The following is a 24,193-nucleotide window of genomic DNA, read 5'->3' as shown; positions in this document are numbered from 1 at the left end:
GTAGTATAAATGCCAAATATTGATATTTTACCTGAATTAACCTCCGTTAAAGCTATGCGTGCTATTGCTTTAACCGAAGCAAACGAAAAAATTAGCTTAGAAAACATTGAGCTGAGCTTACCTCAATGCAACGATAATGAACTGTTAATTAAGGTAGAATATGTTGGCCTTAACCCGCTTGATGCTGAATATGCAAAAACGGGTTTTTGTCATTGGCAATATCCTCATGTCGTTGGTTTAGATGCTGTTGGCATTGTGGTAAGCGCACCAAAAGGTGTTTACCCCAATGTTGGCGAGCGAGTAATGTGGCATGCCAGTATGGGCGGTCAAGGCGTATTAAGTGAATACGCTAAAGTACCTAACTATGCCGTATCAGTAGTACCCGACACAGTAAAACCAGAACAAGCAGCAACCCTACCGTGTGCGGGCATGACCGCATTAATTTCACTCGAAAAGCTACAAGTTAGCGAAGGTAATACCCTACTTATTGAAGCTGGTGCAGGTGCCGTTGGACAAATAGCCATTCAATTTGCCAAACAACGTGGCGCAGATGTATTTACTACAGCAGCGAAAGGTAATCATAAATTAGTTAAATCCTTAGGTGCCGACGTTATTTTTGATTATAAAGATAAAAACCTCTGTAAAAAAATTAGACGCGAATTAGGTCCACAAGGTTTCGACGCCGTATTAGACTCTATTGGCGGCGATACCACTATTCGAAATATCGAATTAATGCGTTTTTGTGGCCGTATTGCCTGTTTAAAACCACTACCGACCTTCGAGCACGAATTACTGTTTAGAAAAGCCCCTAACATAAGTATTGTTTCACTTGCCGGCGCATGGTTAGCCAATAGCTTATGTGCACAGCAAAACATGAGTTTTATGAGTAATTTATTACTTGAGAACTTAGCAAGCGGTGATTTAACCGTACCAGAGGTTAGTTTAATAACCTTTGACGTCGCGCAAATATCTACCGCTTTAACTAAGCAATTAGCTGGCGGCTTTACCGGTAAGCAAGTTGTTAAAATAAGCGCTAGTGAATAAGCTAAAAGCAGCTAACCACTAACTTTAGTTTCGTAGCGTTAACCGCGTAATATTTAGTGGTGCTAAATTAACCTGACAATATTAAATAACAAGGTTTGACTGCACCTAGCACCTAGCACCTAGCATTCAGGGTGTATCTTCATATTCTTAATTTAGTGTAATAACTGAGCATTAAAATGCTGTTGTACTTTATTTCCACCCAAGTCAGGAAATAAGGCAAATTGCCTCATTTCGTCCAAATTGAAATTTGCTCTACCTTCTGTCAACCATAAATAGCAATACCGGCAAAGATTTGTTATTAATATATAAAATAAATAAGGTGGAAACTTTTTTGCTGTAAAAGAGGCAAGTTACCTCCTATTAAATTGTTAGGTTTCAATTCATATGGCAGTTGTATATTTACTTTTTATAGCTTTGGTATGTTTTGCTATCGCAAGCGTCATAGCTGTATTTACTGCCTTCGTACTGCGGAAAGTTGAAAAGTTTAATATTACGTATATGGCATTGGTCACTGCTGTAGTTATATATTTGCTGTTTCTTTGTTTTCACCTTTGGAATCTGTCGCATTATGACCACTTGCTATTTGGGGGAAGCCTTAAAGTAAGTGAAGGTTCAATCACCTTCTCTGGGTATTTAATGTCAGCTTGGGTAAATCTCATATTTGCATTTATTGGTGGTTTGGTTGGTCTAATCTGGTACTTTATTTTAAACCGCATATCAAAATTGAGCACCACTTGAAACCTAACAAACACATCATGTTCATTCGCTTCGCTCATTGGGACGCATACTCGCTGGCTGGCGCTTCGCGCAAGTATAGCCAGCAAGTCTGCGCCCCATATGTGAAACGTTAGCCATACCAAAACTTTAGAGTGTAATTTAAATTGTCAGTATATTTTGAAAGCCTAATTGAAGCTAATGTTGATATGTTTATCCCTCATGTCGGCTTCCTGATTTTTATTGTCGCACTTTACAATTTTTCCCCTTTTTTTGATGCCATCAGTGGCACCTTAAAAGTTAAAAAGCAAAAGTTACTTGCGGCACTTTTGACACTTTTTATCTTGGCGCTACTCGTCGGGGTTTTCAAGTTTGTTAAGTTTTCTAATTACGAGAAAATTATTAAGAGCAATGAACTGCTATCCGTTAAAGGCTGCATTGAAAACTACCAATCGACTCTTATTAGTAGTAGAGGAGAATCTTTCGAAATTAAAGACGTGAAATTCGAATATAATAACTACGGTACGGCAAAGTATTTTTTTGCTAATAGAAAGTACGGGGATAATTTTATTAAAAATAATCAATGCGTTAATGTTTACTATATCCCCGAAAACTCTCAAAACCATATAGTAAAAATTGAGCGTAGTTAAAAAGTATGGCTAAATCGGGTAGCCGGAGGTTTCTCTCCTCCAGCCCCACACCACACTGCATGCGGCCCCGCACAGGGCGGTTCATTAACCATGATGGATTTTAATCTAGATATCCCATAGTGACACTAAGCCTGCCTTAGCTAAATATTCGTTGCTTAATGCTAAGTTTATTCCTTTGGTTTTCGCACTACGCCAAACACCTTTTCTTGTCGCTCCACAGCTCACCGCTAATGCCAGTGGAACACCGAGTTTTAATAGATTATTCACTTTGGTTCTTGGCTTTCGCCATTGTCGCCAATAACACATGCGTATTCTTCGGCGGAGCCATTGATCTAAATCCACACATAACTGATAACCATTGGCAATGAGGAAGTAATTACCCCATCCTCGCAGGTATCGGCTAAGGCTAGCTATTTGCTTATTCATCGCAATGCCCCAATTTCTATTTGTTAAAGTGCGCACGCGGTGTTTAAATCGGTGCAATGAATTGTCATGTATATTGATGCGCCCGTATTTGAAACCAAACCCTAAAAACTTGGTTTCTTTTACTGCGCCTACACGACTTTTCTTCTCGTTAACAACTAGTTTGAGTGTTTGCTGTATAAACAAGCTCATGCTCGCTAAAACGCGTTCACCAGCACGCTTACTTTTCACCAAAATGGTGAAATCGTCCGCATATCGGGCGAAATGATGTCCCCGTTTGACTAACGTTTCATCAAGTTCATCGAGCATGATATTAGAAAGCAACGGTGACAATGGCCCACCATGTGGTACGCCTTGGGTTGGCTTTACTCGTTTACCGTGTTCAACGATCCTTGCCCGTAAGTACCGTCCAATCAATGCCATTAATACTTTATCTTTTACTTTTAACCCTATTTTATGCATGAGTAAGTCATGATTAACACGGTCAAAGAATTTTGATAAATCGATATCAACGGCTATTTTACGACCAGATTTAACGCCCGTTTGCAGGTATTTTACCGCTTGCGCTGCATTGCAGTTTGGGCGAAAACCAAAACTGTAAGGTGAAAAATGCGGGTCGAATATTGGGTTGAGCACTTGGTGGATCGCTTGTTGGATAAATCTATCGAGTACGGTAGGAATACCTAAACCTCGCGAGCCACCATCAGGCTTGGGGGCGTTATATTCCTCTAGACACCCGTTGCGCAACGCGCTACACTCTCGATTATGATTAAATCATTTAAACATAAAGGACTGAAAAAGTTCTTTGAGTCAGGCAGTAAAGCTGGCATTCACGCCAAGCATGAACGTCGACTTAGAATGCAACTCGCCGCTATTGATACTGCGACTGTTTTAGACGACATCGACTTACCTGGGTTTAAATTACATGCCTTAAAAGGGAAAAGAGATGGAATTTGGTCTATTACTGTAAATGGTAATTGGCGAGTCACATTCGAATTTAAAGATGGCAATGCTTTTATTTTAAATTATGAGGATTATCACTAATGAATATGCATAATCCACCGCATCCGGGTGAATTTATTTCCGATGTTTATATGGAACCATTTGGCTATAGCTGCCGATTTGTTGCAAAACAATTAGATGTTTCTCCTTCAACTTTAAGCCGTATCTTAAAAGCTAAAAGTGCTATTACTCCAGAAATGGCTTTACGACTATCGAAAGCGCTTGGCCGTAGCCCTGAAAGTTGGCTATCGATGCAAGACAATTATGATCTTTGGCAAGCAAAACATAATGTAAACTTAGCTAGAGTTCATCAAATTGATTTTGCAATGGCGTAAGGAATATAAATCGGGTAGCCGGAGGTTTCTCCCCTCCAGCCCCCACACCACCCTGCATGCGGCTCCGCACAGAAATTTAACAGGACACCCACCCTAAATTTCCAATGGAAAATGTATTGTCTTGTTCATAATATTGAAAAGTTAAGAAACAATCTGCATTAGGGCCTAAAAGCCCAACATCACAAAAAACCAGCCTCAAAACGACATAAACCACTTAATCCCCCCCCTTAATAAACCTTTAACGATGCAAAAATAAAAATCAAAAACGTAAACGTTTTTGATTGTTAAAAGAAAATAATCCAGTTAGAGTATTTTGATTAAAAATTATATAAAAAACGAGTAATTCTACAGGCTCGTTATGTGCAAAGAGTATGAATCGAGAATTAGCTGTAAATCAAATGAAGTATGTATTTACTCTTTTATCAAATGATATTGAAGAGATTAGAGAGTATGGAAAAGAGAACAATAACGGCTTTGCTCAAAGAACTTTATTAAGAACGCATTTTGCTTTTATAGAAGGGATGGTTTTTCAATTGAGGTGTGTAGCTATTGCCACCGCAAAAGAATACCCAGACTTATTTTCTAATCAAGAAGTTACCTTGCTTCAAGAAGAGAGTTATCAACTCAATGCAAAAGGTAAGCTGGAAACTAAAGATAATTTTCAAAAGCTATTGCCGATGCTACTTTTTACTATCAATTGTTACACTCGAATTCATGGTGCAAAAATTACGGTTAAAACTGGCGAACATGGATGGGAAGCTCTAAAAGAATATTTAAAAATTCGAAATCGCCTAATGCATCCTAAAAGTTTAGAGTATTTAGAGCTAGATGAAGCTAGCCTAAAAAAATCTACTGAAGCTGCAAAATGGTTTAAATCAACTCTTCAAGAAGTATTTGACGAATGCAAGAAAGCAGATGATTACTATAAAAACCTAAATTGCACATAACAACACGCCCTGAGGTGGACCGCAAGCATTAAAACTTGTTTTCCACCGCATATATTAATATCGGCGAGCCTTTGCTTTTTAAGGCCGCTAAGCACGTTGATTCATCATACGCTGTCTTTGTTTTCCAACACCGAAATAATATTCTTATCCACTTAAAAGTCAGTGACCTTATGATAGTGTTATGTGGCTTTCCTTTACTTTTTTGTTGTTCATAATACGCCTCGGCCCAAAATGAATACCGCACCGTTTGACCTGCCCATTCAACAAATGTCTGCCGTAAAAATGTGTTGCATGAGTAGCGCCAATGTATCCATTCTTTTTACCACTGCGCTTTTTAACAGGCGCAATACCCGCATATTTTTCTATATATTCACTCTATTGATAACCTTCTCTGTTTAAGCCCATAGCAGATAATAACCTTAGCTTAATTTACGGCCTTCTTCTGTATTCACTCACTTATTTACCTCCTATTTAATCAGCCATAAAAAATAACTTGCACACTTAGATTACAAGTGTAATTATAATCACATCGATTACACTTGTAATATTACGTATTTACTAAAAAGAGAATTAACCATGTCAAACTCAGTGCCAGAAATTAGTGATGCCGAATTCGCCGTGCTAGATGTGTTGTGGCAGCACAACCCTGCTAACGCAAATGACATTATAGCCAAGCTAAATGAAACAAAACCTTGGCATGAAAAAACGGTAAAAACACTACTCAACCGTTTAGTAAAAAAACAAGCTATTAGCTATGAAAAACAACAGCGTAGTTACCTATACTCTCCACTCATTGAGCGAGACAGTTATTTAGTAAAACAAAGTAAAAGTTTAGTAGATAAGCTTTTTCGAGGACACCTCTCGCCACTTATTACCGGTTTTGCACAACAGAGCCAATTAAAAAAAGACGACATAGCAGCGTTAAAAGCCATTATTGCTGATTGGGAGCAGGAGCAAAAAGATGATTAATCTATTGCTAGATTTACTCTGGCCATTAACCTTGATGCTTACGTTTTTACTACTTTGCAATACTCTAATTTTAAAATATTGCGGTGCAAAAGTTGGATATTTTTTATGGAGCTTAATCCCTGTGGCCCTATTAGCCTATTTGATCCCCATACCATGGCAGGAAATGGTTGAAGCACCAAGCGGCACAATTCAGCGTTATATGGTTACGCCAACTGAGCAGTTAATTGATATTCAACCCAATGTCATATTAACGCTTTGGCTAGTAGGTACGCTATTCGTTCTTAGTTATTGGTTAATTAGCCATATTCGCTTCAAAAGTGGCCTTAAGTTAACTGAGCTTAAAGATGAAGAGCTTGTCGTTAAATTGCCTTCTAAACTTAATGCTTTTCAAAGTAACAGTACTTATAGCCCAATGTTGCTCGGATTAATTTCACCAAAGCTTATTATTCCAGCGAACTTTACAACGCACTTTAGTCGCTCTCAACAAGCGCTAATTTTGGAGCACGAAATTTGTCATTTTGATCGCAATGACATTTATTGGAACACACTAGCGTTACTTTTTGTCGCGCTTTTTTGGTTCCACCCTTTGGTTTGGCTTGCTTATAGAAAGTTTCGTCAAGACCAAGAATTATCCTGTGACCAAGTTGTTCTGGCGCGCAAACAAACCGCAAGCAGGATTGCCTACAGCAAAGCGTTACTAGTGGTGGCAGAATTTGCCCCTAAAGTAGCCTTTGCACAACTTTCATTTAAAGAATATGGAGATAAACAAATGATGTTTGAACGTATTAAACAAATTAAAGCTAATACTCAAGCGACAAAACTTGCCATGATAATGGTTTCTGCGATATCGGTTAGTTTGCTATCGGGAGTAAGTTTTGCAGGTAATCAAAGTCAGGCAACAACTGATAATATTCAGCAAGGTGCAGCAAAAAAACAACAAGATCATGTAAAGCCTACTTACCGAGTAGAGCCCAAGTACCCTGAAAAAGCTGTAGTAGAAAATATTGAAGGCTCAGTGGTGCTAAAATTTGATATTGACCAGGCAGGTAGCGTGAAAAATGTTGAAGTTGTCAACGGCTCACCCGCTTATGTTTTTGATAAAGTAGCTAAAACAGCGTTAGAGCAATGGCGATATGAAGCGTCAAACTCTTATCATAAAAATAATTTAGTGCAGTTAGATTTTGCTCTGGATAAGAATTCCGCGCGGCGAGAAAGTTTAATTGAACAAATTAAAGTGACGAAATAACTAAAACATTGCCACCTTAATTAATCGTACAGGTAATAACAGCGCTGTTAATACCTGTACTGTTTGTTAAACACTTTAAAAGTATCGATGTAACCTAGTTCAATCTATTTAAAAAGAAGCGCTTAAATTCTGAGCCAGGCATTGGTTTTGCAATGTGATAACCTTGTCCTACATCACAACCAATTTCTTTCAGTTTTTGATATTGCTCTTGAGTTTCTATTCCTTCGGCAGTGGTTTTTATATTTAAGGTTTTTGCAAGATTAACTACTGCATCTAAAATTAAAATTTTATTACCTACTTCGTTTAAGTCATCAACAAAGCTTTTATCTATTTTTAAGTAATCTAAAGAAAATTGATGCAAATAACTTAATGACGAATAACCGGTGCCAAAATCGTCTAAAGCAACCAAGACATTTATATCTTTTAGTATCTCTAAATGCTTTTGCACCGCATCAACATTTAAGATTAAACTTTCTTCGGTGATCTCAACACATACCTTACTAGTAATATCCGCCGATAAACGGTGCTGCTCTTGTAAATATGTAATTAATTCTTTCGAAGCAAAGCCTGACGTTGAGACATTAACATTCAGTTTAAACCTGGTTGGCAACCATTCTTGCCATTGATTTAAATTACTTATTGCTAGCTTCAACATATAGAGATCAAGCTGAACTATTTGTTTCGACTTCTCTAACGTTGGGATAAAAACATCAGGGAATATAAGCCCCAATTTAGGGTGTTGCCAACGCACTAAAATTTCAGCGCCAACAACTTGCCCTGTTTTAAAGTCAATTAGAGGTTGATAACTTCCAACAAATTCTTGATTTTTAATCGCATTATCAAAGTCGTATTCAAACTTCACATTAGTTGATTTATTTTGCTCTTCTAGCGCTTCAAAAAACACATACTGATTTCGACCCTTTAATTTAGCCTGATACATTGCATGGTCAGCATCAATTAATATTTGATCTGCGCTTATACTTTCATGATTATAATTAGCAATACCTATACTTAAACTACTGGCAATATTTAAACCTTCAATATTAAAAGCCGTTTTCATAGCATTAATAATGTTTTCAGCTATGCGGCATATTGTTTCATGATCAATCTTACCGTCGAGTAAAATAGCAAACTCATCGCCACCTAAGCGTGCTAAGGTATCTGTAGTTCTTAAAGCAGCTTTAATGTTTTTTGCTATTTTAATTAATAACTTATCTCCAATATGATGACCATAGGTGTCATTAACCTGCTTAAACCTGTCTACATCAATAAACAATATTGCCATATTTTCATGACGATAATTTTTGCAGTGTAAAAATGCATGTTGAATACGGTCTTTAAATAGCGATCTATTAGGTAAGTTAGTTAAGGGGTCATGCAAAGCTAAAAACTGTAGCTTTTGCTGTGCTTCCATTCTTTCAATCGCATTATTAATGTGTTTTGCGACAAAGGATAAGAGCTGTTTGTCTTTTTCTTGGAATAAAAAGTCCGTGCTGTAACTCTGTACAACGACAATGCCTTTATTTTCATTTTGACCAAAAGGCACACCTAACCAAGCTTTAGGGATACTACCTAGAATGTAGAGCTCTTTGCTATCGAGCATTTTTTGAATATCTTGCTCATAGAGCAAGAAAGGCTTATCTTTTGAAAGCGTATAACCTGTTATGCTTAAGTTATTGGGATCGATAGCGACCTTTGCAAATATTTTTCCTTGGTCAAATTCATCCACTATATCTTGGTCAAATTCATCGACAGCATAGGGAAATTCAATGGTTTTGCCATTATCTTTAAGTAAAGCAACAAAGAAGTTTTTAGCAAAGGTTAATCGACCAATACATTGATGTAAATGACGATAAAATTCACCCATTGTTTTCGTTGTATAGGTAAGTTCTGCTATTTCAAATAATGCGTCTTGAATTTTATTTGCGTATTCTAAATTTTCAATTATATCTTCTAAACCATCCACTTTAATGATTTGAGAGATCTTCATCGCAGCAATAGAGGCTAATGCTGTTAAAGTTTTTAAATGATAGTCTGTATAAAAATTTTCTTGAGTATGCTCAGTATCAATTACACCAAGTAATTTATCTTTGAATAAAACCGGCACAGCCAACTCTGAAAGCGTTGTGTCTCCATCTTCAATATAGCCACTAAACTCACGGGTATCTTTGACTAATATTGGTTGCTGTGTCGCAGCAACTTTACCAATAACGCCTTGGTTGAATTTAATTAATTTGAGGTCGGAGGTGGTTTCTGTTGGTTGAGTTTTACTGGTTTGGTTATTACCTACAAGAATATTTTTTTTAAAGCCAAACATTCTACTTAACGTTTCTTTACCTGCATCTAAGGTATAAATTACCGCATCATCGAAACCCAGTTTTTCAACAATATTTTGAGCTAAATATTGCCAAACTTCATTGGGAGTGTTTAACAATAAAATATCAGTAGCAAACTGATTAGTTATCGTTAAGCTTTTTATGGTTTGAGATTTAGATAATTCTGACAATTTTATAATGCCTAAAGTTTTTACAACAGAAGTTGACGATAATAACGTTATCGAGACAAAAACATTTTAATTAAGTAGAGCAAATTTTAAAGGGTTTGTCTAGCTAAGCTAATGTTTTCAAAAACTTTATTATTACTGAACTTATATACTGGCTACGCCTTTGTGTATGAGGCTTTCAAAAGTTAATAACGTGTTGAGTTAAGGCGTTTAATTTTTTTGAATAGCTTTATAAAAGAAATTTATGTACCCGTTAGCTAATAATTTATCATTTAGCTAACGGCTATAATTTGAACTTTCGTGATTATACAAAAATAAATTGGTTGTATTAACATCACATTTTAGTACGTTCTTATTTACAAGCTATTCAATAGTCTGTCACTAAGGTTTAATAATAATGCCTTTTTCAGGCGCTAGCACCCCCTTACAAACATCAGCGTAAACCTCAGCCATTTGTTCAATACTTTCTATGCTGGTAAAAGCTAACCAACTTGCACTGCGCTGGGTACTTTTAGCCATAAAACTCATAGATTTATGTTCGAACTCTTTTGCGCCCCACTGCGCAATACGCTTTTGAATATGCCCTGGTGCAAAAAACATTTCGCTTTCAGTATGAGATAAAGGAGATTTTACCGAGGCTTCATCCCAATGCGTTAAACCAACTTGTAGGCAAAAAGTTAAATTGCCTATCATATGCTGCTCTATTGCTTTTAATTGTTCAGCATTGCCTGCCATATCAACAATAACGGTTTTTAATTTAGGGTTAAGCTGGCTTAAGTCTCCATAATTAATTACTTGCTGATAAACACCTAACTTATTAACAAAAGCATGATTACGTGAGCTTGTCATGCCAATTAACTTTGGCGCTGATTCACTGTCGTCAATGCCATAGGCAAGGCCAATACTGGTTTTACTTGAGGCACTAATAATAATAACCTGTTCGGCGTTAAACCATTGATTACTCTCTAAGTAATCACATAAACAAAATGAAGTAATATACAGTGGAAACAATAACATGCGTTGCTTATCGTAAGTTTCATTATAACCAGGCTCTGCTAATACTCTGCGATAAACATTATAACCAGGCGGCAGCGCAGCCCGATGTGCACTGCCATCAAAAAAGCGCTGTGATGACACTTGAGTAGCGGTCATTTTTACTAATGATGTTGGCGGAAAATAGCCAAATAACTTTTCGCCCACCGTAATATCATTACTATGTGATGAGATCACCGTTGCAAAGCCCCAAACAGGAATAATCCCCCAACTATTATCGGCATTATCTGAGGCAGGAAAAAACTGCCAATAGCCAAGCTTCTCACCTAGTACTGCGTAAGTTATGTTATTTGCTGTTAATGCGAAACTGTCAACGCGGACAATAATCTCATCGTCTAATAAGGGCGTTTCAGCATTTAGCGTATTGTTTTCTACTAGCCTTGTTTTTGTGAAGTCTTGTTTATTAACTTGAAACTCATGCATGGTCGGCTTCCTTTTTTGGCATAGGTAAAGTGGCAATTAGGCGCATTAAGTTCTCCATGGCCTTGGGCACATTCGAGCGTAAACGCATTATTATTGCTTGTTTTTCAGTATCATCTTTTGCTACATCAGCCACCAGTTTACTAAAACCATCAAGTCGGCTGCAATACAGCCATTTTTGTAATGACTTATCTTGCGACCAAAGATACTGATTTCGCATAAATGCTGCATTCACCGTTAACCAGTCAGTGGCTTTGTTTGGTAGTGGCACTATTTGACTTAAGGCATTTTTTTGCTGGTCGTTCTGGTATGCCGCTTCAATATGAGCAATAAGTGAAGCACTGAAAACTGGTTGAATAATACGTATAGTTTGCAAGGTGATTTTTTCATCACTGAATACTGGTAGTGACTTAAGCTCTCCTAAAGCACTGGCCGAGCAATCAATAAACAAGGTGTTTTCTGGTGTTATATGAGTACCCTGTTCAAAGGTAATTAAGGTTTTATCTAACTGGGTAACTCGCCCTTTACGCAACACCTGCTTAATACGTCTTAATTGCGTAAGCTCTTGCTGAGAAATAGTAGCGCCGTGATACATTTCAGGTTTCACAGTTTTGTCTATGCGCACTAGCACACCTTTATCTTCGAGCTTATCAAAAAGATCGTCAACTGATTCGGCATTGGCTAACGCTTCCATTTGATCTGCCTGTGCGCCAATAGTGTTACTAAAAAAATCAGCTGTTGGTTGAGTGTTTTTGCGATCCATGAGCCAGGCATCGCGCGGCATTATCCAACAGATATCATCGGGGTTTACTTGATTTTCAAGTAACCATAAACAGGCATCTATACCGGTTTTTCCGCCGCCGACGACCACATATTTCTCTGCTGGTTTTGTTATAGAAGGTAATTGATTTAAAGGGATAAAATTAACATCGTCAGCAATAGAAAAATTCGGTGTATGTGTTGAAGGTACCGAGGTTTTTAAATAGGTAGCATCAACTAAACGTTTATTCACTTTAACGTTAAAGGTTTGGCCACTCGTGATGGAAACAAAGGTATTATCACCAGTATACTTACACATTGGGTAATACTTAACTCGACCAGAGCTGATAAAGTGATGCTTCATAACATCGTCAAAGTAAGCGCTAACTTCAGCACCCGTAGCAAGTTCGTTCAAACCGGCATTTAAACCTAAGCTATCTATGCGCCCTTTGCTGAGCTCTTTAGAACCAACACCATAAAATTTAGATGGTTGATGTAAGGTAACAAACGGGTATGCGTTATTCCAATGTCCTCCTGGCTTGGCGTGTAAATCAACCATAATAATATTGGCGTCGGTTTCAGCGAGTAGTGTATCTACAAACGCCATGCCCATTGCCCCACTGCCAATAACTAAGTAATCAGTTTCTAATACTTGAACGTCCATTTTATCCCCTGCTAATTTTTACGTTATGTAATTTCATGCATTTAATTTTTAATTCTTCATACTGCTCAATATAACAGCGTTATAAATAAAATATAACACCGTTATATTTTGTCAAGATAATAATATTAATTTCGTAAAATTAACGCTATGATGACGCAACATTGTGTGGTTGATTTAAGCATGAAAAATAGCAAAGAAAGAATATTACTCGCTGCATCTAAACTGTTTTTAAACGGTGGAATTTCCGCGCTCAGTGTTAGAGCTATTGCCCGCGAGTCAAATTTGTCAACCATTGGTATTTATAGCCATTTCAATGGCAAGCAAGGCATTTTAGATGCGCTTTATATTGAGGGGTTTACTCGCTTTAAAAACGCTGTTGATGTGCCTATTAATAGTGATAATCCCAAAGAAAGCATTTTGGCAGCAACGCAAGGTTATATCGAAACAGCCATAAATTATCGCGGCCATTACCTGCTAATTTTTGGTGAGAGTGTTGCCCATTATCTTCCCTCTGACGAGGCAAAAAAATCGAGTGTAGCAGCATTTTTACAAACCACTAAAATTATAGAAACTCTCTTACCAAAAGATGCCACCTTTGAACAAAAGCGCAATACTACCCTGCAAATATGGTCAATTGTACATGGCTATATTGGCTTAATGCATCATGCTATTGCGGAAGAGGTTGATAGCGCTCATTGGAAAGGCTTAATACTAGACACCGTTAGCTTGCATGTTGACGCGCTAATAAAGCTCCATCAGTCAGTGTAAGCTTTGATGACTCGCTGCTTGATAAAGCAATAGTCGACAATAAAGCTAGATAAGACCATAAATAAACTTTGCGCGTTGGCATTCACTTAACATTATGATGATACGTTCTAATACAAGCATGATAAAGTGTTCTAAAATCACTGAACAGGCTACAAGTTCAAGGTTCAAATTTTTTCTGATGCTTGTAACTTCAACATTTCGACGATTAACATTGGAATTATGCAATGTATTTTTCAAAGCAAAGCAAAACAAGACTTTACCTAATTAAAAATTAATTCATTAGCTTAAATATAAGGACATTTATGAAATATCTTCTATTCGCCATGAGCATATTTGCATTAAGCGCTTGCGGCGGAGGCGGCGGCAGTAGTGGCGGCAACGGTAACGATGATGGCGCTAATGGCAACAATGAACCCCCTGTTGAAAGTGGCGATTTTGCCTTACAAAACATTCGTTTTGATGCAAAAGATTTTTATGACAATGAAGTAGTTACCATTACCGAAGGCACTAGTTTTGAGCTTCAGTGGGTATCGCCCACTTCAGCCTCTTACAGAATAGATTTATATCTAACGAGTAACGGTGAAGTTTATTCTGACAGCAATAAAATTGTAGCCTTGAGATGTGGTGGTGCTTCTTTCTCACTTTGTCCAAACGCCACTGGCGCAGCTCAATGTGAATTTAATAACAACGACTTATCTTGCTCGATTGGGGCTGACGTTTTAGGTAATAAGAGCTATCTAGATGAAAACGAATCAAACTTAAGGTTAATTATTAGGGGTTGCGACTCTTTAGATAATTGTGATGTAAAAACATTTAATTTATTACTACAAAGTAATGAAGGTGGCTAAACATAACTCGCTAGGTCGACAATTTATCAGTAATAGCCAAGCTAACATGCAGATATCACATCGAATGGGCTTTTATATTGTTTTTTTTATTATCGATGTAGTTTACGATGACGCTGTAGTGCTTAACTCATGATACATAATGATATTTTCATCGGGAAACAGCACTGTTATGCATTAATTCGAATTAGAAACTATCAATATAAATCCTGTGGAGATGCTAAGAGTGAAAGTTAAGAATGAAAGTTAAGAATGAAAGTTAAAAGTGAAGTTATGACTTTAGATAATTGGCAAACTAGCGGCGATTATTTTGACTTTCATGGTCAGAAAATTTTTTATAACGTATCAGGCGAAGGTACACCATTATTGCTCATTCACGGATATCCAACAGCGAGTTTCGATTGGTGTAAAGTTTGGCCACAACTGAGTGATAAATTTCAATGTATAACACTCGACATGCTTGGGTTTGGCTTTAGCGATAAACCTAAGCAAGCCTACAGTATTAGTAATCAAGCAGATATTTATTGTGCGCTAATTAAAAAATTAGGCATTAACGCTTGCCATATTATTAGTCATGATTACGGCGATACCGTTGCTCAAGAGCTATTAGCTCGCCATAACGAAGAAACATTGCCCTTTAACATCAGCTCTTTGCACTTACTTAATGGTGGTATATTTCCTGAAACACATCGCCCTGTTCTGATGCAAAAATTACTTTTAAGCCCGTTAGGCGGCTTACTTGTTAGATTAATGACTAAAAAAACATTAGTGAAAAATTTAAAGAAAATATTTGGTCCAAATACCCCGCCAAGCACACAAGAAGTAACAGATTTTTGGTCGTTAATACGTTACAACAATGGTCATTTGGTGATGCATAAACTCATTTATTATATGGTTGAAAGACGCTTAAATAGAGCACGTTGGGTCGGCGCATTGCAGCATGCGAAAATTCCACTTCGTTTAACTAATGGCTTGTTTGACCCAATATCAGGTGCCCATTTAGTTGCTCGATACCAACAACTTATTCCAAATGCTGATGTTATTACACTTGATAAGATTGGACATTACCCACAAATTGAAGCTCCAGACGCCGTTATTATTTCTCACCTAGATTTTATTGAAGCGCAGAAAATTAAAATTCTTTAAACTAAAGTGAGCATCAACATATTTTTTGTATTAAAAAAGGGTAATAACTTTGCTGTTATTACCCTTATCATTTCGGTTTTTCAGTGCGGCTTATTTACTCATAATCATTTAGTTGATAGTTACAGATTTAAAACTTCTCTATATTAACCGCCTTTTTACCCAACTTATAAATATGCGGGATGTCCTTAAAGTGGCTAAGCATAGAAGTAATGTTTTATCTTATCTTCGAGATATAAAATTCGATAAAATAAATTAAAGCGTTTCTTTTAACCAAGTATACAATGCGTTTTGCCATTCATTCTTATAGAAGGTCAAGTTATGATCTCCATATTCAAAGCGCTTAAACTTATACGGTCGTTTAAGTGCGGCTAGCTTCCTTACCAGCATTTCTGATTGTTTATAATCTACCCGCCAATCTTCTGTGCCATGCATAACTAGGAGTGGCATTTCAGGATTAAGCTCTTCTAACCAGAAAATAGCTGAACGCTTTTCAAGCTCAACCTCGCGGTTATTATCAAAATTAGGTACTAATCTAGCATAAACCTTTTTTTCCATGTCAGGGCGGCGCTCTATACTCGCAAACATATCAACATTACCAGCAATGACTGCTGCAGATTTAATACGAGTTGACTTTCTAGCGGCAAGCAAAGTCATCATAGCACCGCGGCTCCAACCAACCATGCCAATACGGTTTGTATCGGCAAAAGGAATGGTGTCTACAATATCGATTAATCGCAGTACATCATTAACATCTTTACCACCAAATTCATCTTTACCTTCACTATACCTTGAACCTCGATAATTGCTAGCAAGTACAATGTAACCCTGCTCAGCTAAAGGTAAAATAAGTTTATAGAGGCTTATTCGACTGTTACCGCCAGAATCATTGCCACCTCTATTAAATATAACAACAGGCAAACTTTTATCTTCATAGTCTTTTGGATAAGCAACAACACCTGCTATTTTTAGCCCATCAGATTGATAAGATACCCAATGACTCGCTACGGTGTTTTTAAAGTGAGAAAATGCTTTAGGGTCAACCCGTCTTTGAAAGTTATCTAGTCGCTTAATATTTGTTTTTATTCCTTTAGTATCATTCAGCCAATCTTCAAAAGTATTAAAAGGAATGGCTTCACTAACCAAAGTTAATTCTGACGTTGAAAAGTCGGGGGAGTAATGTTTTTCTTTAACGCTTGCACAGCCCGCAAGCATTAAAATAAACAAGATAACGAGATATTTTTTTCCTAACATTTAAATTCCTTTTATTTAAAAATAGGACCACAACATAAACAGATCAGGTATTAATTTATATTCTTAAAATATTAACGATTAAAAACAACAATATTTCTAATCAATGGTGTTAATAACAATTAACACCATTGATTCTATCAAAGCCGCCTTCTACAAAGGACGGATGAAGTTAATTTCAAAACACCTACCCTTTCGGCACCACTTAAACTCTTTATAAATATGCGTTATGTGAGTTAGTGCATTAACTAAAAAAGAGTAATAACGCCATCATGTTATCTCAACTTGGTGTTATTACCCTTTATATTTTTTAAACTAATATTTAGTTATTTTAAATCGCCCGATGCACGAGCAAATTTCAATCTAAAGCCAAATGATATAACTAAACTTAACAACATAAAATATCCAAAACTACCCCCTGAGCTTGATCCTGTTTTGGTAGGTTCTGCAGCTGATTGCACAGTAAATGAAACGGTAGCTTGTGCAACATTGTTATTCACGTCATTAACTTCGTATGTAAAAGAATCATTGCCAGAATACCCTGCATTTGGAGAGTACTTGTATTGCCCGGAGGCTGATAAAGTTAATACGCCATTTTTAACATCGGTAACTAAACGATAACTCAGAGTCTGTCCGTCAACATCTATGGTTGGTAAACTCTGAGAGACATTTCCATTAAACAGTAAAGAAAGTGAGGTATTTTCTGGTGCTGGCACATCATCAACGGCATTGACTGTAATGTTAATAATTTGAGTACTAGCGCTAGCCTCACTGTCGGTTACCTTAGCAGTGAAAGAGGTTTCGCCGTAAAAGTTTAAAGAAGGCTCGAAACTGAACTGTCCATCACTTTCAACACTTACGTTTCCTTGCAGATCTTCATCACTTATTAATTCAAATGTCAGTGCTTGACCTTCAATATCGAATGCCTCCAACTTGCTTGTGAGCACGTTATCTTCATTAACAGAATAATTAGACGTGGTAAAGTCAGGAGTGTCGTTCACAGGCGCAATAGTTATTTTAATTTCGCCTTCAACACTAGCACCCTGTTCGTCAGTAAGGCGCACTCTGAACTTATCTACACCTGAAAAATTGTTTTCAGGGTTATAAGTGAATGCTGCTCCGTTGTTTAGCTCAACTACACCATTAGTTGCAGAAGACAATATTTCAACTGTATGTACGCCAGAGTCAACATCATAAAAAAGTATCGGCTGAGTTAATGGTGTGTCTTCGTTTATGAAAAAATTATTTACCTCAAATACAGGCGCATCATTCATTGATTTAACAGCAATAATAACTTGGGCCTGACTTCTTCCGCCTTGTTCATCTATAACTGCAATTTCAAAACGATCTTGTTGATCATAATCAACATCTGGCTGATAAGTAAAATGACCTGACTCTTGCAAATTTAAGGTGCCTGACTCAGGCGCAGTAACAACAGAAAAAGTTAATATTTCACTATCAATATCTGTTGCCATAACTTGGTCAGACAACAAGTGATCTTCATCAACACTAAAAGACATGTTACTAAATTCTGGATTATCATTAACTGAAGTAACTGTTATTGCTATTTCTTTTTCACTAATGCCCTCGTTTTCATCTGTAACTGAAACAACTAGCGAATCTTCACCAAAGAAATTCTCAGCTGGGCTATAAGTTAGTACACCCTGTAAAGAAATAGATGCCACTCCATTGCTAGTTTCCGATATTAAATGAAATTCTACACCATCATTTTCGATATCTTGGAAGGCAATTTCAGAGGTTAACACCATATCTTCATTGGTTGTTAATACACTTGTTAAAATGGTTGGTACGTCATTAATTGAATTTACCGTGACTAATAACTCATGTTCAATAAAGTTACCGTGTATATCTTCAGCTTTTAATAAAATGGTGTCTTCACCATTAAAGTTCTCATTCGGCGTATATATTATTGTTTCGCCATCAACGGTTAGCTCGCCATTAATTGCATCATTAACAATTGAAAGGTCTAAAGGATCTGCTTCCGGATCAACAAAGGTAATTAAAGGCTCTGAAGTTTCATCTTCGTTAATATTCAGGGAAGCCTCATTGACTGTTGGTGCTTTGTTTATTTGAAAAAACTTAATCTTCCCCTGATCCTTGGTTGTTACCAGAAGATAATTGTCAGCTATTTGAAAGTTTGCCTCTCGCCACTCAAAATCGTTGATTTTTGCTTTCGAGATCAAGGTTGGTAAACTAGGCTCTGAGGTTTCAAACAAATGAAAATAAAAACCATCTGAAATAAGTAAATAACCTTCCAAAAGGTCAGCACTTATACCGTTAAAAACTGAAAAGCCTATATCAATTGAACTAACCTCTGTGAACTCATCAGACGCAGATAGTGCAACAACCTTTATTCCTTCCGGACTTATCAGATAAATATACTCGTTAGCTATAACCAGCTGATAATAACTAAACCCAAGCTCTATTGTACGACTGTATACAAAATCGTCGTTGTTATAATCTGTAAATAGATGGATTTTATTATTGCTACATGGGTCAGATGCGATAAGCGTATCGGCAAGTAAACCTAATTTTTGTGGACAAGAATTGTCAGGGTTAGAAATGCTAGCTTCTAAAGGAGTCTCATACAAACTATAAAGTGAACTAGCACTATGGCGCGTCACTGAAGATTCAGTGTCAAAATTTATGTTATATATATGACTATCTTTGAACAATAATGGACCGGCTTTATTATTCACGCTAACTTCACTGTTAAGTTGAATTTCACTGTCACTTACTATTGTTTGATTGCTTATTCTTTGTCCGTTAGAAAAAATTAGATTAGTAGATACTCTTTCTATGTCTTTAACATTTTCGACAATACTATTTTGCAAAGTAATATTGTCAATATCAGTAATATTAATAATGTCTATGCGTGAATCACGAGGTAAATATACTAAGTTATTTTCAATAACAGCCTTACCCATATCGCCACTTTGATTATAAGAAAACGCGATGCTGTCTATAACATTATCAACAAGATCTATTTCGAAAACACCTGATTTAGTGTTTAGACCAATAAGCTTATCATCACGCCAATATACATCACGCATATACGAGTTTGATAAGAAGTGATCCGTTAAGCTTTCTGTAGATAAGGTGCTTATTGTATTGCTTTCAGATATTTGAAATGTATAAAGAACGTTGTCTGAAAGCGCTTTTAGCGTATTGTTTTTGCTCGTTAAATGAAAAATTTTATTATACTGAACCGTATCAAAGTCATTTAAAATTGTGACTTGCCCATCAATTAGTTTAATCAAATACAAATATTGATAATTTGAAATTACAAAACGTCCGTCACCTACATAAACACCGTTCGTTGAAATGCCAATTCCTTCTAGTAGTCCTGAGTCGCTTAGCGTTAAATCAGTGAGTTGGTATGACTCTACCTTAGTCGCAAGTGTTCCGTTTTCTTGCACTCGATAGACATAATAAAGCGTTGAATCTTCGATAAATAAGTTTCGATCAGAAACATAAACCTCTTCATTATAGTTACTTGCTGGTGACTGAATAACTTTGCTAAGGCTGAAAACGCCCTCTGCTTCAGCAATGACGTATATTTTGTTATCACCATCTACGTAATATAAATCACCTTGATGATTTATCACTTCGGCATTCCAATGCCCTGATACTGTTAATGAATATACTTGTGTAATATTTATAGCGTCAGTAATACTATAAATATTAACTTTATCGTTAGTCACAATAATTAGAAAGTTGTCAAACTTAGAAATTGCACGAATATCAGGTTCAAAGTCAAAATCAATTTGCCCTATCAAAGATGACTCTCCTGCTAATTCAGGATTAATAACATCAACTTGTCCAGAGCGTGTCACTATATAGTAATGATCATTAATCTCGACCATATGCTCATAAGTACCTGAGCCCCATTCTGCCTTTTTAACAAGTTTAGCTTCTTGAGCAATAGCATCAACTGACGACAAAATAGTCGATAACAACAAAATCACATAGAAAAAATACTTCACTTTTCATTCCCTTGATAGAACCAATATAATAATTACCTAGAATTTAACATATAATTTACAATTTAAAAAATTTGTTTAATTAAAAGTAAATTCAAAGCGTTAAGAAAAAAGGTTTAATGCTTGAGCTATAAGTGCTGTAGTGATTAAAAGTAATTTGAATACGATCTAAAAAGGGTAATAACATTGCTGTTATTACCCTTTTTATTATTCTATGTAGCTAAATCAATTAGTGATTTTCAGACACCATGTTCACCGTGTATTTAGGAATTTCTACGACTAAGTCTTCATCGCCTACGATAGCTTGACAGCCAAGACGTGAATCTGGCTCTAAGCCCCAAGCTTTATCAAGCATGTCGTCTTCTAACTCGTCACTTTCAGCGATAGAGTCGAAGCCTTCACGAATGATCATATGACATGTTGTGCAAGCACATACTTTTTCACAGGCGTGCTCAACACCAATGTCATTTTTCAACGCTACGTTTAATACACTTTCGCCTTTCTCGGCTTGAACAACTGCCCCCTCAGGGCAAAGATCTTCATTCGGTAAAAATATTATTTGTGGCATTTAACTAAACCTCGTCAACTGAATGGCCAGAAAGTGCTGTTTTAATGGATGAATCCATTCTACGTTCAGCAAATATGGCGGTACTATTATTTAATGTTTCTAACGCCGCTTCAATTTCATCGGCGTTACCTGTTTGGCTTATTTGGTGAAGTGCAGCAATAGCGTTATTAATTTCGCTTATTTCTGAACTTTCTAATAATGCGCTATCTGCGACTAATGCAGCTTGAACAGATTCTATAACACGTAATGCTTCAACCTGTTGCTCTTTCAACATACGCGCTTGAATATCTTGCTCTGCATTGACCATTGAATCTTTTAGCATGTTGGTAATTTCATCTGCCTCTAAACCAAAACTTGGTTTAACGGTAATACTTGATTCAATGCCGGTTGATTTTTCCATTGCTGAAACTTCTAACAGTCCGTCAGCGTCTACTTTAAAAGTAACACGAATATGTGCAGCACCTGCGGTCATGGCAGGTATACCGCGAAGTTCAAAACGGGCTAAAGAGCGACAGTCGTCAACAAGCTCACGTTCACCTTGTAAAACATGTACTGCCATGGCGGTTTGGCCATCTTTAAAAGTAGTAAATTCTTGTGCTTTAGCGACAGGTATTGTGGTGTTACGTGAAATGACTTTTTCAACTAAACCACCCATGGTTTCTAAGCCAAGTGATAATGGAATAACATCAAGTAAAAGCATGTCGCTGTCTGGCTTATTACCCGCTAAAATATCAGCTTGAATAGCAGCGCCTATGGCAACGACTTTATCAGGGTCAATTGAGGTTAATGGTTGTCGCTTAAAGAAGCTTTCAACTTCGCTACGCACTAATGGCACGCGTGTTGAACCGCCAACCATAACAACTTCAATAACTTCTTCAATCTCAAGTTCTGCGTCTTTTACAGCACGACGACAAGCACGTAGTGTTTTCTTAACTAAAGGCGCAATTAATTGCTCAAACTCTGAACGGGTTACTTTACCGGTCCAAGATTTATTATCTGCCAAATTTAAGGCAATATCGACACTTTCATGATGAGATAATTGCTCTTTTGCCGAACATGCTTGCTGGGTTAATTGTCTTTCCAAAGAAGGTGATAATGGACGTACTAAACCGGCTTGTTCAACAATATGTTCAACTAATATGCCGTCAAAATCGTCACCACCGAGTGCCGAGTCGCCACCGGTTGCCAATACTTCAAACACACCTTTATTCAAACGCAATATTGAAATATCAAAAGTACCACCGCCTAAATCATAAACAGCAACAACACCTTCTTGCTTGCCTTCGTGTTTAGTATCTAATCCATAAGCAACTGCGGCGGCTGTAGGTTCGTTTAGCAAACGTAATACGTTAACACCGGCTAATTTTGCTGCATCTTTTGTACTATGACGCTGAGCATCATCAAAGTATGCAGGTACAGTGATAACAACACCCGTTAACTCTCCACCTAAAGAATCTTCTGCACGTTTTGCTAGTGCTCTAAGGATTTCAGCAGAGACTTGTACAGGGTTAACATCGCCGGTGCGCGTTACAATTGACGGGTGATTTTCATCGCCAGTAAATGTATAAGGTAAAGAGGCATATTTATTATTGATATCAGCTTTTGAACGGCCAATTAAGCGCTTCGCTGATACGATGGTATTTTCAGGGTCGCTTACCGCAAACGCTTTTGCCTCGTTACCAACAACAACTTCATTGCTTTGGTAGCTAACCACTGACGGTAAAATATCTAAACCATTAGCGTCAACTATTGTTTCTGCCAGGCCACTTTTTACGCTAGCGATTAATGAATTGGTGGTGCCTAGGTCAATACCTGCGGCTAGACGATGCTCGTGAGGAACTGTACTTTGCCCTGGTTCAGCGATTTGTAATAATGCCATTGTAAAAGCTCGTTAGGTGATAGTTTTACGGATTTTTTATTAATAGCGACATGCTTTTGTAACTCAACAATATCGCTATTAACGTCTAAATGTTATTAATACCAGGTTACTTAACTTGGTAATTAGTCGTCTAACAACAACTCTTCGAGTTTTTCGAGTTCAACATGCAGTTTTTGATAAAATTTAAGCTTTCTTAAATTATCGCACGCCAAATTATTAGACTCGGTGGTGTTATCTGCCAACTGTGCTTGCAACTGGGTAAATAGTTGCTGATATTCGGTTTCAAACACTTGTGAAACGTTAAACACGGCTGCGTCTATATCATCAGCTTGCTTAACGTCATCTAGCATTTCTCGCAATTCCATTTGATGCATTAAAAAACTAACGTCACCAAATGAAGCTTGCTCGCTAGGCATGCTAACGCCGCGCAATTCTAATAGGTATTGCGCACGTTGAAGCGGTTTTTTTAATGTTTGATAAGCATCGTTAATTAGCGTTGATTTCTTAACTGCTAACATTTGCTCTTGGCTTGAGCCATGAGCAAAACGATCAGGATGCACTTTTTTTTGTAATGTTTGATAAAGTGTTGAAAGCTTAGCAAGATCAAGATTGAACTGAACGTCTAAACCAAATAATTCAAAATAATTCACAACAACTCCAGTGAAGTTAACTGTTCACTAAACATTAAAACTTTCACCACAGCCACATTCGCCTTTAGCGTTTGGGTTGGTGAATTTAAAGCCTTCGTTCAAACCTTCTTTAACAAAATCAAGTTCGATACCGTCAAGATAAACCAAACTTTTACCGTCAATAATGATATTACAGTCATTGATAGAAAAAAGTGTGTCGTCTTCATTTAGCTCATCTACAAATTCAAGTACATAAGCTAAACCAGAACAACCGGTTGTTTTAATACCTAATCGTAAACCAAGGCCCTTGCCTCGGTTTTCGATAAACGATTTTACCCTGTCAGATGCGGCAGGTGTCATCGTTACACTCATAGTTA

Annotated in this window: 21 protein-coding genes and 1 pseudogene; 11 read left to right on the top strand and 11 right to left on the bottom strand. The window is 37.0% G+C overall.

The genetic code is table 11. From position 1 onward, the window contains the following. The first annotated feature begins 9 nt into the window (after nucleotides 1–9). Entirely contained in the window at nucleotides 10–1,044 is a 1,035-nt protein-coding gene (locus B6A32_RS05655) for a zinc-binding dehydrogenase (protein WP_085301846.1), read from the top strand. An 881-nt stretch (nucleotides 1,045–1,925) separates the two neighbouring features. Then, complete coding sequence (locus B6A32_RS05645; protein WP_143327871.1) at nucleotides 1,926–2,408, top strand: hypothetical protein; 483 nt, start codon at nucleotides 1,926–1,928, stop codon at nucleotides 2,406–2,408. Nucleotides 2,409–2,513: 105 nt separating this feature from the next. On the opposite strand, the gene ltrA is transcribed toward B6A32_RS05645, so the two are convergent. Further along, the gene (ltrA, locus tag B6A32_RS05640; RefSeq protein ID WP_085301840.1) at nucleotides 2,514–3,578 is read right to left on the bottom strand and encodes a group II intron reverse transcriptase/maturase; all 1,065 of its coding nucleotides are present in this window, start codon (nucleotides 3,576–3,578) and stop codon (nucleotides 2,514–2,516) included. Between the two features lie 18 nt (nucleotides 3,579–3,596). Between ltrA and B6A32_RS05635 the strand changes: the two genes are divergently transcribed. The 3 genes from B6A32_RS05635 (at nucleotide 3,597) to B6A32_RS05625 (ending at nucleotide 5,115) form a co-directional block, all read left to right on the top strand. Next, nucleotides 3,597–3,875, top strand: coding sequence for a type II toxin-antitoxin system RelE/ParE family toxin (locus tag B6A32_RS05635; protein ID WP_085301838.1), 279 nt, complete (start codon nucleotides 3,597–3,599; stop codon nucleotides 3,873–3,875). Beyond that, on the top strand, nucleotides 3,875–4,168 hold the full coding sequence (locus B6A32_RS05630) for a HigA family addiction module antitoxin (RefSeq protein WP_085301836.1): 294 nt from the start codon (nucleotides 3,875–3,877) through the stop codon (nucleotides 4,166–4,168). Before B6A32_RS05635 ends, B6A32_RS05630 begins: the two co-directional genes overlap by 1 nt. 371 nt (nucleotides 4,169–4,539) lie before the next feature. Then, nucleotides 4,540–5,115, top strand: coding sequence for a hypothetical protein (locus B6A32_RS05625; protein WP_085301834.1), 576 nt, complete (start codon nucleotides 4,540–4,542; stop codon nucleotides 5,113–5,115). Nucleotides 5,116–5,143: 28 nt separating this feature from the next. On the opposite strand, the pseudogene B6A32_RS19655 reads toward B6A32_RS05625, so the two are convergent. After that, nucleotides 5,144–5,535: pseudogene (locus B6A32_RS19655) on the bottom strand (transposase); the annotation flags it as partial. 156 nt (nucleotides 5,536–5,691) lie between these two features. On the opposite strand from B6A32_RS19655, the gene B6A32_RS05615 reads away from it, so the two are divergent. Beyond that, nucleotides 5,692–6,084 (top strand): BlaI/MecI/CopY family transcriptional regulator, encoded by a 393-nt coding sequence (locus B6A32_RS05615; RefSeq protein ID WP_085301833.1) that lies wholly within the window; start codon nucleotides 5,692–5,694, stop codon nucleotides 6,082–6,084. Next, on the top strand, nucleotides 6,077–7,330 hold the full coding sequence (locus B6A32_RS05610; RefSeq protein WP_085301832.1) for a M56 family metallopeptidase: 1,254 nt from the start codon (nucleotides 6,077–6,079) through the stop codon (nucleotides 7,328–7,330). The genes B6A32_RS05615 and B6A32_RS05610 overlap by 8 nt, the downstream gene beginning before the upstream one ends. Before the next feature lie 94 nt (nucleotides 7,331–7,424). Here the strand turns inward: B6A32_RS05610 and B6A32_RS05605 are convergent, their stop codons facing one another. From B6A32_RS05605 to B6A32_RS05595, 3 genes are all read right to left on the bottom strand, one after another. Continuing rightward, nucleotides 7,425–9,836: a bifunctional diguanylate cyclase/phosphodiesterase gene (locus tag B6A32_RS05605; RefSeq protein WP_085301831.1), complete on the bottom strand. Its 2,412-nt coding sequence runs from the start codon at nucleotides 9,834–9,836 to the stop codon at nucleotides 7,425–7,427. 378 nt (nucleotides 9,837–10,214) lie between these two features. Then, nucleotides 10,215–11,309 carry a DUF2855 family protein gene (locus B6A32_RS05600; RefSeq protein ID WP_085301830.1) on the bottom strand — a complete coding sequence of 365 codons (1,095 nt, stop codon included), beginning with the start codon at nucleotides 11,307–11,309 and terminating at the stop codon, nucleotides 10,215–10,217. Then, nucleotides 11,302–12,729: a hypothetical protein gene (locus tag B6A32_RS05595; RefSeq protein WP_085301829.1), complete on the bottom strand. Its 1,428-nt coding sequence runs from the start codon at nucleotides 12,727–12,729 to the stop codon at nucleotides 11,302–11,304. The genes B6A32_RS05600 and B6A32_RS05595 overlap by 8 nt, the downstream gene beginning before the upstream one ends. Nucleotides 12,730–12,909: 180 nt before the next feature. On the opposite strand from B6A32_RS05595, the gene B6A32_RS05590 reads away from it, so the two are divergent. The 4 genes from B6A32_RS05590 (at nucleotide 12,910) to B6A32_RS05580 (ending at nucleotide 15,488) form a co-directional block, all read left to right on the top strand. Next, nucleotides 12,910–13,497 (top strand): TetR/AcrR family transcriptional regulator, encoded by a 588-nt coding sequence (locus B6A32_RS05590; RefSeq protein ID WP_158088454.1) that lies wholly within the window; start codon nucleotides 12,910–12,912, stop codon nucleotides 13,495–13,497. A 302-nt stretch (nucleotides 13,498–13,799) separates the two neighbouring features. Next, nucleotides 13,800–14,345 (top strand): hypothetical protein, encoded by a 546-nt coding sequence (locus B6A32_RS05585; protein WP_143327870.1) that lies wholly within the window; start codon nucleotides 13,800–13,802, stop codon nucleotides 14,343–14,345. Beyond that, a complete protein-coding gene (locus B6A32_RS19250; RefSeq protein ID WP_158088453.1) occupies nucleotides 14,338–14,478 on the top strand; it encodes a hypothetical protein in 141 nt (46 codons plus the stop codon). Before B6A32_RS05585 ends, B6A32_RS19250 begins: the two co-directional genes overlap by 8 nt. 116 nt (nucleotides 14,479–14,594) lie before the next feature. Next, nucleotides 14,595–15,488 (top strand): alpha/beta fold hydrolase, encoded by an 894-nt coding sequence (locus tag B6A32_RS05580; RefSeq protein WP_233131331.1) that lies wholly within the window; start codon nucleotides 14,595–14,597, stop codon nucleotides 15,486–15,488. Nucleotides 15,489–15,740: 252 nt separating this feature from the next. Here B6A32_RS05580 and B6A32_RS05575 read toward each other — a convergent pair whose 3' ends face one another. From B6A32_RS05575 to iscA, 6 genes are all read right to left on the bottom strand, one after another. After that, complete coding sequence (locus B6A32_RS05575) at nucleotides 15,741–16,739, bottom strand: alpha/beta hydrolase family protein (RefSeq protein ID WP_085301826.1); 999 nt, start codon at nucleotides 16,737–16,739, stop codon at nucleotides 15,741–15,743. Between the two features lie 323 nt (nucleotides 16,740–17,062). Further along, entirely contained in the window at nucleotides 17,063–20,743 is a 3,681-nt protein-coding gene (locus B6A32_RS05570; protein WP_143327869.1) for a tandem-95 repeat protein, read from the bottom strand. 226 nt (nucleotides 20,744–20,969) lie between these two features. Then, on the bottom strand, nucleotides 20,970–21,308 hold the full coding sequence (fdx, locus tag B6A32_RS05565) for an ISC system 2Fe-2S type ferredoxin (protein ID WP_085301824.1): 339 nt from the start codon (nucleotides 21,306–21,308) through the stop codon (nucleotides 20,970–20,972). A gap of 4 nt (nucleotides 21,309–21,312) precedes the next feature. Beyond that, entirely contained in the window at nucleotides 21,313–23,187 is a 1,875-nt protein-coding gene (gene hscA, locus B6A32_RS05560) for a Fe-S protein assembly chaperone HscA (protein ID WP_085301822.1), read from the bottom strand. A gap of 122 nt (nucleotides 23,188–23,309) precedes the next feature. Beyond that, entirely contained in the window at nucleotides 23,310–23,837 is a 528-nt protein-coding gene (hscB, locus tag B6A32_RS05555; RefSeq protein WP_085301820.1) for a co-chaperone HscB, read from the bottom strand. Between the two features lie 27 nt (nucleotides 23,838–23,864). Next, nucleotides 23,865–24,188 (bottom strand): iron-sulfur cluster assembly protein IscA, encoded by a 324-nt coding sequence (gene iscA / locus B6A32_RS05550; protein ID WP_085301818.1) that lies wholly within the window; start codon nucleotides 24,186–24,188, stop codon nucleotides 23,865–23,867. Nucleotides 24,189–24,193: the final 5 nt, after the last annotated feature.

The organism is Colwellia polaris, from assembly GCF_002104515.1.
Classification (GTDB): domain Bacteria; phylum Pseudomonadota; class Gammaproteobacteria; order Enterobacterales; family Alteromonadaceae; genus Cognaticolwellia; species Cognaticolwellia polaris.
This window is presented reverse-complemented; position numbering and strand designations above follow the sequence as displayed.

Excerpts from the sequence above, each read along its gene's own strand:
- hscA (WP_085301822.1), bottom strand. The coding sequence starts at position 23,187 with ATGGCATTATTACAAATCGCTGAACCAGGGCAAAGTACAGTTCCTCAC.
- B6A32_RS05635 (WP_085301838.1), top strand. The coding sequence starts at position 3,597 with ATGATTAAATCATTTAAACATAAAGGACTGAAAAAGTTCTTTGAGTCA.
- B6A32_RS05595 (WP_085301829.1), bottom strand. The coding sequence starts at position 12,729 with ATGGACGTTCAAGTATTAGAAACTGATTACTTAGTTATTGGCAGTGGG.
- B6A32_RS05625 (WP_085301834.1), top strand. The coding sequence starts at position 4,540 with ATGAATCGAGAATTAGCTGTAAATCAAATGAAGTATGTATTTACTCTT.
- B6A32_RS05615 (WP_085301833.1), top strand. The coding sequence starts at position 5,692 with ATGTCAAACTCAGTGCCAGAAATTAGTGATGCCGAATTCGCCGTGCTA.
- B6A32_RS05655 (WP_085301846.1), top strand. The coding sequence starts at position 10 with ATGCCAAATATTGATATTTTACCTGAATTAACCTCCGTTAAAGCTATG.
- iscA (WP_085301818.1), bottom strand. The coding sequence starts at position 24,188 with ATGAGTGTAACGATGACACCTGCCGCATCTGACAGGGTAAAATCGTTT.
- B6A32_RS05600 (WP_085301830.1), bottom strand. The coding sequence starts at position 11,309 with ATGCATGAGTTTCAAGTTAATAAACAAGACTTCACAAAAACAAGGCTA.
- B6A32_RS05610 (WP_085301832.1), top strand. The coding sequence starts at position 6,077 with ATGATTAATCTATTGCTAGATTTACTCTGGCCATTAACCTTGATGCTT.
- B6A32_RS05585 (WP_143327870.1), top strand. The coding sequence starts at position 13,800 with ATGAAATATCTTCTATTCGCCATGAGCATATTTGCATTAAGCGCTTGC.
- B6A32_RS05580 (WP_233131331.1), top strand. The coding sequence starts at position 14,595 with ATGAAAGTTAAAAGTGAAGTTATGACTTTAGATAATTGGCAAACTAGC.
- B6A32_RS05590 (WP_158088454.1), top strand. The coding sequence starts at position 12,910 with ATGAAAAATAGCAAAGAAAGAATATTACTCGCTGCATCTAAACTGTTT.
- B6A32_RS05575 (WP_085301826.1), bottom strand. The coding sequence starts at position 16,739 with ATGTTAGGAAAAAAATATCTCGTTATCTTGTTTATTTTAATGCTTGCG.
- fdx (WP_085301824.1), bottom strand. The coding sequence starts at position 21,308 with ATGCCACAAATAATATTTTTACCGAATGAAGATCTTTGCCCTGAGGGG.
- B6A32_RS05630 (WP_085301836.1), top strand. The coding sequence starts at position 3,875 with ATGAATATGCATAATCCACCGCATCCGGGTGAATTTATTTCCGATGTT.